General features: G+C 54.7%; 8 protein-coding genes. 2 read left to right on the forward strand and 6 right to left on the reverse strand.

Annotated elements, in window-relative coordinates; genetic code table 11:
* Positions 1 to 98: 98 nt before the first annotated feature.
* Both H8B13_RS12515 and H8B13_RS12520 read left to right on the forward strand, forming a co-directional pair.
* A complete protein-coding gene (locus H8B13_RS12515; protein WP_187311152.1) occupies positions 99 to 2,942 on the forward strand; it encodes a bifunctional transaldolase/phosoglucose isomerase in 2,844 nt (947 codons plus the stop codon).
* An 82-nt stretch (positions 2,943 to 3,024) separates the two neighbouring features.
* Positions 3,025 to 4,008, forward strand: coding sequence for a glycoside hydrolase family 43 protein (locus H8B13_RS12520; RefSeq protein ID WP_187311153.1), 984 nt, complete (start codon positions 3,025 to 3,027; stop codon positions 4,006 to 4,008).
* A 78-nt stretch (positions 4,009 to 4,086) separates the two neighbouring features.
* Here H8B13_RS12520 and H8B13_RS12525 read toward each other — a convergent pair whose 3' ends face one another.
* The 6 genes from H8B13_RS12525 to H8B13_RS12550 all read right to left on the reverse strand — a co-directional run bounded on the left by H8B13_RS12525 (position 4,087) and on the right by H8B13_RS12550 (position 14,255).
* Positions 4,087 to 5,931 carry an NPCBM/NEW2 domain-containing protein gene (locus H8B13_RS12525; protein WP_187311154.1) on the reverse strand — a complete coding sequence of 615 codons (1,845 nt, stop codon included), beginning with the start codon at positions 5,929 to 5,931 and terminating at the stop codon, positions 4,087 to 4,089.
* A 100-nt stretch (positions 5,932 to 6,031) separates the two neighbouring features.
* Positions 6,032 to 8,134 carry an alpha-L-arabinofuranosidase C-terminal domain-containing protein gene (locus H8B13_RS12530; protein ID WP_187311155.1) on the reverse strand — a complete coding sequence of 701 codons (2,103 nt, stop codon included), beginning with the start codon at positions 8,132 to 8,134 and terminating at the stop codon, positions 6,032 to 6,034.
* A 272-nt stretch (positions 8,135 to 8,406) separates the two neighbouring features.
* A complete protein-coding gene (locus H8B13_RS12535) occupies positions 8,407 to 10,092 on the reverse strand; it encodes a sodium/sugar symporter (protein WP_187311156.1) in 1,686 nt (561 codons plus the stop codon).
* Between the two features lie 57 nt (positions 10,093 to 10,149).
* On the reverse strand, positions 10,150 to 11,640 hold the full coding sequence (gene araA, locus H8B13_RS12540; RefSeq protein ID WP_187311157.1) for an L-arabinose isomerase: 1,491 nt from the start codon (positions 11,638 to 11,640) through the stop codon (positions 10,150 to 10,152).
* A 159-nt stretch (positions 11,641 to 11,799) separates the two neighbouring features.
* Positions 11,800 to 12,501, reverse strand: coding sequence for an L-ribulose-5-phosphate 4-epimerase (locus H8B13_RS12545; RefSeq protein ID WP_187311158.1), 702 nt, complete (start codon positions 12,499 to 12,501; stop codon positions 11,800 to 11,802).
* On the reverse strand, positions 12,498 to 14,255 hold the full coding sequence (locus H8B13_RS12550; RefSeq protein ID WP_315985137.1) for a ribulokinase: 1,758 nt from the start codon (positions 14,253 to 14,255) through the stop codon (positions 12,498 to 12,500). The genes H8B13_RS12545 and H8B13_RS12550 overlap by 4 nt, the downstream gene beginning before the upstream one ends.
* Between the last annotated feature and the right edge of the window lie 10 nt (positions 14,256 to 14,265).

Genomic DNA, 14,265 nt, shown 5'->3' on the forward strand with positions numbered 1-14,265 from the left:
TTTTGCTGAATTAACACGTAGACAGAATGTCTGCTGGGGAGCATTTATCTTCAGCCGCTCAGAAAGACTAAAACCTAAGATTTAAAACCTTCTTTCGCATGAATCCATTAGTAGCCATCCGCCAGTTTGACCAAAGCATCTGGCTCGATTTCATTCGACGCAAAATTCTCATCAACGGGGAGTTGCAGCGCCGTATTACAGACGAAGCCCTGCGCGGCGTTACGTCTAATCCGGCCATTTTTGAAAAGGCCATTGGGGGCAGCGACGACTACGACGCGGCTATTGAAAGCCTGGCTTTGCAGAATAAATCGGCAGATGAAATTTACACCGAGCTAGCCATTGCCGACGTGCAGCACGCCTGCGACCTTTTTCGTCCCGTGTATGACAGCCACGATAATGCTGGCGACGGCTATGTGAGTCTGGAAGTATCGCCGGCCTTGGTGAACGATACGGAAGGCACCATTGAGGAGGGCATACGTTTCTGGAAAGCCGTTGACCGCCCCAATGTGATGATCAAAGTGCCGGCCACGCTGGAAGGACTGCCGGCCATTCGTCGGCTTATCGCGGAAGGAATCAACGTGAATGTGACGTTGATTTTCGGCTTGGAACGCTACAAGCTAGTAGCTGACGCTTACTTATCAGGCTTGGAGGACCGCGCGAAGGCTGGCCAGCCGATCGATAAAATCGCCTCCGTAGCTAGCTTCTTCCTCAGCCGCATTGATGTGCTGATTGACCCAATGCTGGAAAAGATTGCGGCTGAAGGCGGCGAGAAAGGCGAGTTGGCGCAGTCGATGGTAGGCGAAGTAGCTTTGGCCAGTGCCAAGCAGGCCTACCAAATCTATAAGGAGATATTTGTGGGTCCTCGGTGGGAGGCTTTGCAAGCCAAGGGCGCCAATACGCAGCGTTTGTTGTGGGCCAGCACCGGCAATAAAAATCCGAAGTACGACGACCTAAAGTATATCACCAACCTCATTGGGCCGCGCACTGTGAACACGGTGCCAGTGGAAACACTGGATATTTTCCGCGAAAAAGGTCAGCCGGACGATCATCTGGAAGAAGGCCTGGAGAAAGCGCAGGAAGTGCTTCGGCGTCTGCCGGAGCTGGGGCTAGATCTGGAGGAATTGACCAACCATCTGGAGGTTGATGGCGCCAAAAAATTCAACGAGCCCTTTGGCAAACTCATGGAGTCGTTGGAAAAGAAGCGGCAGAAAGCCCTAGGTATCACAGTGGCTTCGGCCACGATGCAGCTAGGTGATTTTCAAGCGGCCATCGACGCTAAAATTCAGGAGTTCAACGCCAAAGACTTTACCGAAGGCTTCTGGCAAAAGGATGCCACCCTTTGGACTCAAGATGCGGAGGCCCAGCAGAGCGTTCGTAGCTTTATGGGCTGGTTGCGCGTGGCCGAAACGATGGTGAAGGCGGTGCCCGAGATCGAGCAGTTTGTGCACGAGGTGAAGGCCGCCGGCTTCAAGCACGTAGTCGTGATGGGCATGGGTGGCAGCACGATGGCACCTATTGTATTCAAAGAGTCATTTCCGATGGGTGAAAATGGCTTGCCCATTTCGGTGTTGGATACTACGGACCCTGGCACGGTAAAGCAGATCGAAGAGTCAGTTCCGTTGGCTGAAACGCTGTTTATCGTAGCCAGCAAATCGGGTACGACGGCCGAGCCGCTGGCTTTTGGCGACTATTTCTACGACCGCATCAAGCAAATTAAAGGGGATAAGGCTGGCGAAAATTTCGTGGCCATCACCGACCCCAGTTCCAAGTTCGTAACCTCGGCCACGGAGCAGGGCTATCGGCGCATTTTTCTCAACTTCCCAGAGGTTGGGGGGCGTTTTTCGGCCCTGACTTACTTTGGTCTGGTGCCCGCTGCGCTGTACGGTATAAGCATTGGCGAGCTGCTGGCGCGGGCCATCGGGATGATGCGGGCGTGCGGTGCTTACGGCGCTGGGGGGCAAAATCCCGGCTTAGAGCTGGGTGCGGCCATTGGTGTGCTGGCTGAGCAAGGCCGCGATAAGCTGACGCTGGTTGTACCAGAGTCGTTGAGCGACCTGGGCTTGTGGCTGGAGCAACTGTTAGCAGAAAGCACTGGCAAAGAAGGCAAAGGCATTCTGCCCGTAGCCGGTGAGCCGCTGGGTGAGCCAAGCCTGTACGGCCATGACCGCGTGTTTGTGTACGTGGGCTATGAGAATGAAACTGACGAAGCCAACCAGACCAAGCTGCAACAGCTAGCTCAGGACGGCCACCCGGTTATCACAATTCTGATGAAAGACGCGCTGGATCTGGGCGCCGAGTTCTACCGCTGGGAAGTAGCCACGGCCGTGGCCAGCGCCGTATTCGGCATAAATCCGTTCGACCAGCCCAACGTGCAGGCCGCCAAAACGGCCACCGACCGTTTGATGAAAGTGGTGGAGCAGGAAGGGCAGATTCCGCAGAAAGAGGCGCCGAAAGTGACGGAGAACGGCGTAGCGTATTATACCGCCGTGAGTGGCAATGACGCCGCCGAAGTGCTGCAAAACTTCTTCGCGCAGGCCAAGCCCGGCGACTTTTTAAACATACAGGCATACCTCACGGAATCGTCGGCGATGAATGAGAGCTTGCAGCAGCTGCGGGCTCAGGTGCAGGAGCAGTTGCACATCGCTACCACGTCTGGTTATGGGCCGCGCTTTTTGCACTCTACGGGGCAATATCACAAGGGTGGACCCAACACGGGCCTGTTTGTGCAATTCACCGTCGATCATCCGCAGGATTTGCCGTTGCCGGGCCGCTCGTACACGTTTGGCACCTTCAAAAATGCTCAAGCCCAAGGCGACTTGGAGGCGTTGCAGCAAAATGATCGGCGCACGTTGCGCGTGCATTTGGGCTCTGATGCTGAGCAAGGAATAAAAACCATGCTGGCAGCGCTGGCTACCGTGCCGCTAAGCGTGCAAGAAGCGTAAGTGAATATCCAATGGTCTGCTCATCTGAAGGGCAGGCCATTGGTCTTTACGCGTTCATTCTAATATTCCTAACCCCATCTATATGAGAGTAAACCTAACAGTTGCGGCGGCTTGCTTTGGATTAGCTGCTTTTTTTTCTGCCTCTGCACAATCGATTGTGAACCCAGCGCTTAACCCGCCGGGAGGTAATCCCATCATCAAAAACAAGTACACCGCCGACCCGGCCGCGTTGGTATATAAAGACAAAGTGTATATCTACGCTGGTCACGATGAGGCGCCGCCCAAGCAGGAACGCTACGTGATGAACGAGTGGCTCTGCTATTCGTCGTCGGATATGGTGAACTGGACGGAGCATCCGGTGCCACTGGCGGCCAAGGATTTTGCCTGGGCCAAAGGCGACTCCTGGGCTTCGCAGGTGGTGGAGCGCAACGGCAAATTCTACTGGTACGTGGCCGTTGAGCATGGCACTATCAAAGGCAAAGCCCTTGGAGTAGCAGTGGCCGATAACCCTTTGGGACCGTTCAAAGATGCGCGCGGCTCGGCCTTGATTACCAATGACATGACCACCAAAGCCACGATTAGTTGGGACGATATAGATCCTACTGTCTGGATCGATGAGAAAGGTCATGCGTATTTGTTTTGGGGAAACACGGCTTGCTACTACGCCAAGCTCAAGCCCAATATGACCGAACTGGACGGTCCCATTCAAACCATAGATCTGCCCAAATTCACCGAAGCTCCCTGGATTCATAAGCGCGGCGATTGGTACTACTTATCGTATGCGTCGGGCTTCCCAGAGAAAATCGTGTATGCCATGAGCAAGAAGATTGAAGGCCCGTGGGAATACAAAGGCATTCTGAATGAAATAGCGGGCAATTCCAACACCAACCATCAATCAATTATCGATTTTAAAGGTCAGTCCTACTTTATCTACCATAATGGCGCTCTCCAGACGGATGGAGGCAGCTTCCGCCGTTCCGTCTGCATCGACAACCTTTACTACAACAAGGACGGCACGATGAAACGCGTTGTGATGACGACCGAAGGAGTGAAGCCGGCTAAATAACCGGGCTGTATTGACAACAGAAAAGGGGCCGACTGAATGCAGTCGGCCCCTTTTCTGTTGATTGAACGGACGCTAAATCTACTTGGGTTTCTGCTTGGGTGAAATCCGATACAACCCAGCGCCATGACGGCGGATGTGGGGGGCAAATTTGCCGGTAAACGTGCCCACTTCCTTGCCCGTCCACAGATTGTGAATAGTGCATGCGGAGTTGAAGCCCAGCTGCTGCAAGGCTACTTCCACCTGTGCTGAATCCGGAGGCACAGGCTTAAATGGGTTTTTGGTAAACACTAAAAACTCTATTGTCCCGCCAGTATTTTGTGCTGCGCCCGCGTTGTCGATGCCAACGGAAGCGGTGAAGCGTGTGAAGCCAGGGGGCAAATCGAACTCAATCATGGAGTTGGAGTGCGTTCCGATGCCGTCCGTATATTTTTTACCTCCCACCAGCAAGTCGGCGCCGGATACGCTTTTGTTGGCCGTTACCTTGCCCCAACCAGCGGAGGCTTGTTCCCACGGCAAACTGCTCAGCATGACGCTTTTTTGGCCGCTGGATAGGGTAGGAGATAGCCAATCGGCGTGGTCCCAGGCAATATCATCGCCGCCGTTGCGCACATTTAGATAGAGCTTTTTTGCCCCCCGAATGTCGATGTCCACGGGTTTGCTATGACCCGGCGTTTGACGCGTAATAAGGCCGCTCGACCAAGCTGCTTCTTTCTCCGAAGCCAGTTCCTGATCCTGAGCATTAAACAGCGCGAGGTATTTGTCGCCACTTTTGGGGTCGTCGGCTACCCAGGCAATGAGGTCGTTTCGGCGAAAAAGCTGACGGTTATTCGTGCTAGTGCTGTGCATGGCCAATACTTCCTTGTTGGTCAGCAGAGAAAGGGTAAAAGCATCATTACTAGGCAAATCGCCCCCAAACATTAGCGGCGAGCGGAAGATGGACCACAGCGACATGAGCGTGTACTGCTCATCCTTGGTGAAGCGCGACATGCGGTCATCGCCCCGCTCCGCCCGAATTCCAATGCGGCCAAGCGGCAGCATATCGGCATCGGGCCAGGCGCCGGGCATGCTGTAAGGTGCCCAGCGGTTGCAGACCTCAAAGTGTTCCTTCAACTGCTCCCAACTATCCCAGAAGTCACCCACAGTGCGCCACATATTGGCGTGCTGCTGCACGTGCTTGGCCTGGGCAATAGGTGTTTCGCCCGGCGACGTGCTCAGCACAATCGGTCGCCCTGTCAGGTCGATGGCCTTGCGAATCATCTCAACTTCCGGCGCGTGGTAGGGCGAGGAGAGGTCATCGACTTTCACGAAATCAACGCCCCAGTCGGCGTACATTTTAAACAGCGAGTTGTAATACTCCTGCGCGCCCGGCCGCCCGGCGACTACAGTGTACATATCGCGCAGCCACCCCGCTTGGCCTTCCTTCGAGTAGATATCGGCCGCCGTTGCCTTACTCCCCAGAATGGGTAGTTTCCGGTTGACGGCTACTACGGGCACGCCGCGCATAATATGAATCCCGAATTTCAGCCCTTTGCTGTGCATGTAATCAGCCAGCGGCTTAAACCCTTGCCCATTCGCCGCGGACGGAAACCGATTCACGGCCGGCACGAAGCGCCCGTACTGGTCGATATTCCAGTCTGGATTTTTCTCGTTGTAGCCGTGGGCCGTATCGTTGCCCACATACCAGCGAATATCCACCACTACATATTCCCAGCCGCTAGCCTTGAGGTACTTCGCCATATAAGCGGCGTTTGCTTTTACCTCGGCTTCGGTTACGGTGGGGCCGTAGCAGTCCCAGCTATTCCAGCCCATAGGCGGAGTTAGCGCCCACTGGTGAAAAGCACGCGTGGGGGGCTTTTCTTGTGCCTGAACAGATAGTCCCGCGGCCAGAGCAGGAAGCAGCAGAAGCGTACCTAAGTTTTTCATAAGGCTAATCTTGGATAAGCGGCTGGTGCAAAAAAATGGGTGGAGAAAAAGAACCTGTTGCTTCCTTTTTCCACCCACCAATTACTAGTTAATCGAACACTTATCGCTTACCAGGAACGCGTAAAACCGTGAAGGAATTGGGCGCCAATGTGTAGCTGATAGTCGAAGATTTTACCGTAAATTTTTCCTCTTTCGGAGCAATGTTCATAGGCTGTTCGATGCTGTTCACCGCATTCAAATCGTTGCTGGCTAACACAGTAGCTTTGCCCGACTTGCCTAGTTTTTTTGCGCCTGCTAAGTTCAGGGTTATGGTGCGGGGCTGGGGCGAGTAGTTCACCAGCTTTACCACTACTTCCCCAGCTTTGTCGTCGGCTACGGCGCTGGCGAAGAGGTTATCCTGGCCGTTCTTGGCGTTGTTGCCAAGTTGCACGGGCAGCATCGTAGTGCCGGGGTTGGTAGCGAATAGCTTCTGCACGTAGTAGTTAGGCGTGCCGTACGCTTTCAGGTTGTCAAACCAGATAAGGTCTGGCGTCCACTGCCAAGCGTCAACGTGGGCAAACAGGGGAGCGTAGGAGGCCATGGTTACCACGTCGGCGTTGCGCTCCAAGCCCGTCATGAAGGCGGCCTCTGAGATGGCGCAATCCCAGTTGTTCTTGTTGTCAGGGCTGCCGATGGCTACGCTTTGAGCAGCATATTCGCCAGCGAAAATTTTGGGGCCGGTGCGGGGGTAATTGTCGTAGCGGCCAACGTTCTCACGGAACCACTCGGGCTTCGCGTAGTAGTGCTCGTCAATCAACTCGGCTTTCAGCTCCCGCAGCTTTGCACTAGCCTTATCAAACAACTCACCACCTGGCGAGGGGCCCGCACTGCTCACAATGTTCATATTAGGGTACTTCGCCTTCACGGCTTTGGCAAACGGCTCATAGCGCTCCAAATACTGCGGGCCCCACTGCTCATTACCAATCCCGATATACTTCAGATTAAAAGGAGCCGGGTGGCCCATAGCCACGCGTTTTGCCCCCCAGGTGCTGGTAGCAGGGCCATTGGCAAACTCAATCAAGTCGAGGGCATCCTGAATGAAGGTGTCGAGCGTTGGGTCATCGTCGGCGTGGTCATGGGCCGGGGCGCTGGGGCCACCGGCGGCCGTGATGGGGGCCAGTTCTGCGGAGTTGAACTGGCAAGCCATGCCTACGTTCAAAATAGGCAGGGGCTCAGCACCAAGGTCTTCTGATAGTTGGAAATACTCGAAGAAACCTAAGCCGAACGACTGATAATAGTCGGGGGTGAAGCGGTGCTTAAACTCAGTATTCCAGCGGTTGATGATAGGGGAGCGGGAGGCCACGTCACCGATTGTTTCCTTCCACTGGTAACGGTTATCGAGCGTGACGCCCTCCACAATGCAGCCGCCGGGAAAGCGCAGAAAGCCGGGGTTCATATCCTTCAATAGCTGCACGAGGTCGGCGCGCATACCATTTTCTCGCTTCATCCAGGTATCCTTCGGGAATAACGATACCACGTCCAGGTCCAGGGTGCCGGTGCCATCTACGGTCAGTTTGAGGCGCGCTTTGGCGGCCGTAGCCGAAGGCTTCAGCACCACGCTGTACTTTTTCCACTCACTGGTAAGGCCAGTGATTTTGGTCTGGGCCAGCACCTTCCCCGAGGAGGGCGCTTCAGGACCACCTCCCTGGGCGCGGGCGGGCTCTTCTATCGTCACATTTAGCCCCCCGACGTTCCCGGGGCCACGGCGGGCATACACCGAAAACGTGTACTCAACTCCTTCCTTCACGCCCATTCCCCGAAAGCCCTCGTTTACGAAGCCCGCGTCGGGGCTGGCGGTGGTAGCGGTCAGGCGAAGGAAGTGGCTATTTTTTTCGCTGATGGGCTGCTGACTGGAAACCGTGTAAGTGGAAAGGGCCGATGCACCTTTGATGCCTTTCCAGCCGATCAGGCGGTCATCGGTTTCAAACGACTTATTCTTGACCAGTTCCGGATAAAGACCACCGTCGGCGCCGAAGTTGATGTCCTCGAAAAACAGACCGTACATGGTCCTGGCAATTGGGGCCCCGGGTTTGTTTACCTGCACCGTGATGGTGCTGGGCGCGCCGGCCGTCTGGGCTTGCACCGCATTGCTGGCCAGCACTCCAGAGAGAGCCAAACTGAACACAATCGATTGTGCTTTATGGGAAATAAAGAGAGTCTCCATAAGTACGTTTTTAGGTGGGAAGTAGGCTTTTGAATTCAAGAAGTAAAATTCGGTTAGTTGCTTGATGGTAGTGTACTAACCAGCACGAGGTAGAGGCACCCCCTTGTTTCTCGACGTCGAACGATTGATACGGCGCCGTTCAACTAAACATTAAGGAGACACAGATAGGTGCCTCTACTTCGTTTTGGCTAACTCAAACAATTTCTAAAGAAGTAAGTGCAGCTAAAGAGCCAAAAAAAGCCCCCCAATCATCTTCTGGGGGGCTTTTTCAATTACCAGTAAACAGTGTAGAGCGTGGTGATAAGAACAAAGACCACGATAGAGCCAATGGCGAAGCTGCGGTTCGTTTTAAACATGCTGCGATCAATTTCCAGGCCGTTGGTTTTCACGCCCATCCTGTTCTCAATCAAGCTAATAACCAACATCATCAGTACGCAAATGACGAACACGATGCCCATGCGGTCGAGGAAAGGAATCTCGAAGGGAGCACCGGCAGCCGGCTGCACCGCAAAACCGAACGGAGCCAGGAACGACAGATCCATCATGTTCGGCAGGAACTTAAGCAGAACCGACAGCAGGAAACCGCCGATAGTAGCAAACAGGGCTGCCGTAGAAGTGGTTTTCTTCCAGAAGAAGCCCAGGATAAACATGGCGAAAATACCCGGCGACACGAAGCCCGTGTATTCCTGAATGTACTGGAAGCCGCCTTTCTTGTCGATGCCCAGGAAGGGAGCGATGAGTACGCCCAGAATCATGGCCACTACCACCGAGATTTTGCCTACGCGTACCAGCTGCTTCTCTGAGGCGCCCTCGTTGAACACTTTCTTATAAATGTCGAGGGTAAAGATGGTGGCAATACTGTTGGCTTTGCCAGCCAGTGAGGCTACTACCGCCGCCGTAAGAGCCGCAAAAGACAAGCCTTTCAAGCCTACGGGCAAAATATTGAGCAGCACCGGATAAGCCCGGTCGGGGTTCAACTCTCCGTCCTGCATCATCTCTCCGCCAAATACGTCGGCCTTAAACAGTACATACGCTGCGATACCTGGCAACACTACAATTATAGGCATCAACATCTTCAGAAACGCAGCGAACAGCAGGCCAGCGCGAGCCGTGGGCAGGTCGGCACCGAGGGCGCGCTGGGTGATGTATTGGTTGCAACCCCAATAGTTTAGGTTCACAATCCACATACCGCCGAGCAGCACCGTCAGGCCGGGCAGGTCGAGGTAGTTCGGATTGTCACGATTGAAAATCATGTGGAAGTGGTCGTTGGCCTGGCTTGTCATCAGCGAGAAGCCCTTGAGCACGCCCGTACTGCCGTAGTGCTCAGCTACCAGATTCAAAGCCAGATACGTAGTAGCCAAGCCCCCCAGAATCAGGAAGAACACCTGAATTACGTCGGTGTAGCCAATTACTTTCATACCGCCCAGCGTAATGAAGATAGCGAATGTGGCCAGTAGGTACATGCAGAGCGTGATGTCGAAACCCGAGATGCTGCTGATGGCAATAGCCCCGAGGTAGAGAATCGAAGTCAGGTTTACGACCACATACAACATGAGCCAGAAAACGGCCATAATCATGGCCACCGTGCTGTTGTAGCGCTGGCTCAGAAACTGCGGCATCGTGGCAATGTTGTTTTTCAGGTATACTGGAATGAAAAAAACCGCCACGATAATCAGCGTGATAGACGCCATCCATTCATAGGTGGCAATGGCCAGACCCATCTTAAATCCGGAGCCCGACATGCCCACAAACTGCTCAGCCGAGATGTTGGAGGCAATGAGGGAAGAGCCAATGGCCCACCATGTTAGGGAGCCTTCGGCAAGGAAGTAATCCTTGGAGTCGCCGTCCACAGTGCCATCGTGCGTGTTTTTGCGGCGGTAAATCCAGATGCCATAGCCGGCAACAATGATGAAGTAAATAATGAAAACGATGTAGTCAATCGTTGCGAGCTGATTCATTTGAGGGAAGTAGGGCTTTTGGCTGACAGATGGTAAGGATTTGGGAAAGTAGTGAAATTATCGGCTGCCGTAAGCTACTTCGTTGTAGCGCAACTCATTTTTAAATGTGCGCAACTTGGTATCGTCATCTATCAAAACGTATTCGATACCAGCCATCTCGGCAAAGTCCTCTAAATATTCAGCTGTCAAATTCTGACTGTAGCCTGTGTGGTGAGCACCGCCGGCCAAAATCCAGGCCGCCGCGCCTACTGTTAAGGTTGGTTTTACTTTCCAAAGCACGCGGGCTACGGGGAGCTTAGGCAGGTCCTGCTCGGGCTCTACGGCTTCTACCTCGTTCACCAGCAAACGGAAACGATTACCCATATCTACAAGCGTAGCGTTCAGGGCCGGGCCGGCCGGGCAATTGAACACCAGGCGCACCGGGTCAGCTTTGCCGCCAATTCCGAGGGGGTGTACTTCGCAGCGCACTTTGCCCGTAGATATAGTGGGGCAAATTTCGAGCATATGGGAGCCGAGCACCTGGTTGTTGTTGGGGGCCAGGTGATAGGTGTAGTCTTCCATAAAAGAATTGCCCCCCGGCATACCAGCGCCCATCACTTTCATAGCCCGCACCAGCGCGGAGGTTTTCCAGTCGCCCTCGCCACCGAAGCCGTAGCCCTCAGCCATCAGACGCTGCGTAGCAATGCCGGGTAGCTGGGCCATGCCGTGCAAATCCTCGAAGGTATCGGTGAAGCCTTTGGCGCCGGTGTCCTGCAAGAACTTGCGCATGCCGGCCTCTATGCGGGCGGCCTCGCGCAACGACTCGCGCTGACTACCGCCATCTTTCAAGGTGTCGGCCAACTCATACTGCTGGGCGTAATCGGCCATCAACTCATCGATCTGCGCGTCGCTCACTGCATTGATAACGGCCACTAAATCGCCAATACCGTAGGTGTTCACGGAGTAGCCAAACTTGATTTCGGCTTCTACCTTGTCGCCTTCAGTAACGGCTACATAGCGCATGTTGTCGCCGAAGCGGACGAATTTTGCCCCCTGCCAGTCGGCCCAGGCGCAAGCCACGCGAGCCCACACATTCAGGCTCTGATGCACGGCGGGATCTTGCCAGTGGCCTACTACTACTTTCCGATTCAGGCGCATGCGGGTACCAATGAACCCAAATTCCCGGTCGCCGTGCGCCGATTGGTTGGTGTTCATGAAGTCCATGTCAATGTCTGCCCACGGAATGTCGCGGTTGAACTGGGTGTGCAGGTGGGCCATCGGCTTTTGCAGAATCTTCAGGCCGTTAATCCACATTTTGGCCGGCGAGAAAGTATGCATCCACGCAATCAGGCCCACGCAGTTTTTGGTGGTATTGGCTTCCTGCATGAGCTGAAAAATCTCATCGGGACCAGTTAGTACGGGCTTAAATACGATTTTGATGGGTAGCTCTGTATCCAGCGCAGCAGCAATCTGCTGAGAATGCTGCGCCACCTGTTCCAGTGTTTCGGGACCGTAGAGGTGTTGGCTACCAGTAATAAACCAAGCTTCGTAGTGGGAAATGTCTAGCATGATGGGAGAAAGAAATGTCAGAAGTTTCTTGTCATGCTGAGCTTGTCGAAGCATCTCTACCGCTTCGTTGCAATACTAATAATTGCTAATGCGGTAGAGATGCTTCGACAAGCTCAGCATGACGGTCTAGTTGTTCATAGTTTGTGTTAAGACAGCAGCCTATAACTGTCCGTAATAGGAATTCACGCCGTGTTTGCGGTCGTAGTGTTTCTGAATCAAGGCGTCTTTCAGGCGCGGAACATCGGGGCGCAGCGTGCAGCTCAGGTAGGCCATGCGGGCCACTTCTTCCAGCACAGCGCTGTTGTAAACCGCTTTTTCCACGGTTTTTCCCCAGGTGAAGGGCGCGTGGTTGCTGAGCAGCACCATTTCTACCTCAGTGGGAGAGAGGCCACGGCGTTGAAACTCGTTGAGAATCTGCCAGCCGGTTTGATGCTCATAGTCGCCGGCAATCATGGCGTCGGCCATGGGCGGAGCGCAGGGAATATCGGCAGTCAGGTGGTCAGCGTGAGTAGTGCCCAGAATGGGAATATCCAGCTGAGCCTGCGCCCAGGAAGTGGCATAGGTGGAATGCGTGTGCACAATGCCGCCAATGTAGTCCCAGTGGTTGAAGAGGACGGCGTGTGTTTTGGTATCCGACGAGGGTCGCTTATCACCTTCCACAACTTTGCCCCCCAGACTCATAATTACGATGTCTTCGGGCCTCAATGTGTCATAAGGCACGCCGCTGGGCTTGATGGCAAATACGCCCTGTTCCCGGTCGACTACGCTGGCGTTGCCGAAGGTGAACAGCACCAGCCCCAGCTTAGGCAGCTGCATATTGGCCTCGTAGCAGGCCTGTTTCAAATCCTGGTATTGACTCATGCGTTGGCGGTAATGATATGTTCAGCATCCCGGGACTCGGCGGGCTCAGGTACGGTATTTTTGCCCCCCAGCGTCACCGACTCCACAAATTGACCGAAGGTTTTGTACTCATTATAGCGGCGCTGATAGTCGGCCACGCGCGCTGGATTTGGTTCGTAGGTTTCGGCAAAGCCGCTGCCCATTACTTTTTGTGCAGTCAGCACGTCGGGGTGCACGCCGGCGGCAACGGCAGCGTACATAGCCGAGCCGAGGGCCGGAGCCTGCTCAGAAGTTGCAATCTTAATGGGCCGGTCAAGCACATCGGCCAGAGTCTGCATTACGAATTGCGACTTTTTCGCCACGCCGCCGATACCGATTACCTGCTTAATGGGAATGCCTTCCTGCTCGAAGCGCTCTACAATTTGCTTGGAGCCGTAGCAGATGGCTTCTACCAGCGCCCGAAAGATCTGGGGGGCATTTGTGCCCATGGTTAAACCCATGATGGCGCCTTTCAGCGCTTGGTTGGCATCCGGTGTGCGGCGGCCGTTTACCCAGTCCAGCGCCAGCACGGCCGACTCTTCGGGGTCAACTTCAGCGGCGGCTTTGGCTAGCTCCACGAGCAGCTTATCGCTCATTTCCTGCCGCAGAGCTTTCTGCTGCTCAGTTGTCAAAACCGTGGATGAGCCTAGCAGAGTTTGCAGGGGCCACTCGATAATCTGCCGGAACCAGGCCAGCAAATCGCCAAAGGCCGACTGCCCCGCTTCCAGGCCCAGCATGCCCGGTATTACGGAGCCATCTACCTGACCGCAAATGCCTTGCACGAGCTTGTCGCCTACTTCGGCCGTGGGGGCTACCACGATGTCGCAGGTAGAAGTACCCATCACTTTCACCATCGAATACGCCTCAATCTCGCCGGCCACGGCACCCGCGTGGGCATCAAATGAGCCGACTGCCACTACTGTGTTTGTGGTCAGGCCCAGGCGCGTTGCCCACTCTTCCGATAGGTTACCGGCAACTTGATCAGCGGTGAAGGTGTCCTGGTATAAGTGTCCGCGCAGCAACGTTAGCTTGGGCTCCAGGTGAATGATAAACTGCTCAAGCGGCAGACCACCCCAGCTCTCATGCCACAGGGCCTTGTGACCAGCAGCGCAGCGGCTACGCTTAAAGTCATGCAAATTGCCCCCCGTGAGCTGTAGCGTCACCCAGTCGCAATGCTCCATCCAGGAGTAGGCAGCTTGAGCCACGGCCTCATCCTCGCGGACCACGTGCATGATCTTGGCCCAAAACCACTCCGAGGAGTAAATGCCACCTTCGTACTTGGTGTAATCTTCGCCGCCCCAGGTGCGGGCTTTGTGGTTGATTTCGGCTGCTTCTTCAAGGGCCGTGTGGTCTTTCCAGAGCACAAACATGGCGTTGGGGTTTTCCTCAAAGCCAGGCGTCATAGCCAGGGCAGCACCATGCTCGTCAACGGCGCAGGGCGTAGAGCCGGTGGTATCCACAGCTATTCCTACGATTTGCTCGGCGGGTACCTTCTGGGCTACCTGACGGATAGTCGTTTCCAGCCCTTCAAGATAATCCAGCGGGTGCTGGCGAAACTGGTTGCGGGCGGGCTTGCAGTAGAGCAGCTTTTTCCAGCGGGCATAGTAGTGCACAGCCTGGGCCACCTCGGCGCCAGTGCGGGCATTTACCAGCAAAGCACGCACGGAATCGGTGCCATAATCGACCCCGATAACATAAGCTTCGGCCCCAAAATCAATCGATTGTGAATCTTGCACGATAGAAATA

It is taken from the genome of Hymenobacter sp. BT188 (assembly GCF_014333585.1).
Taxonomy (GTDB): Bacteria; Bacteroidota; Bacteroidia; order Cytophagales; family Hymenobacteraceae; genus Hymenobacter.

Bases quoted from the DNA above. Each gene is read 5' to 3' on its own strand.
- H8B13_RS12515 (WP_187311152.1), top strand. From the start codon at position 99: ATGAATCCATTAGTAGCCATCCGCCAGTTTGACCAAAGCATCTGGCTC.
- H8B13_RS12520 (WP_187311153.1), top strand. From the start codon at position 3,025: ATGAGAGTAAACCTAACAGTTGCGGCGGCTTGCTTTGGATTAGCTGCT.
- H8B13_RS12525 (WP_187311154.1), bottom strand. From the start codon at position 5,931: ATGAAAAACTTAGGTACGCTTCTGCTGCTTCCTGCTCTGGCCGCGGGA.
- H8B13_RS12530 (WP_187311155.1), bottom strand. From the start codon at position 8,134: ATGGAGACTCTCTTTATTTCCCATAAAGCACAATCGATTGTGTTCAGT.
- H8B13_RS12535 (WP_187311156.1), bottom strand. From the start codon at position 10,092: ATGAATCAGCTCGCAACGATTGACTACATCGTTTTCATTATTTACTTC.
- araA (WP_187311157.1), bottom strand. From the start codon at position 11,640: ATGCTAGACATTTCCCACTACGAAGCTTGGTTTATTACTGGTAGCCAA.
- H8B13_RS12545 (WP_187311158.1), bottom strand. From the start codon at position 12,501: ATGAGTCAATACCAGGATTTGAAACAGGCCTGCTACGAGGCCAATATG.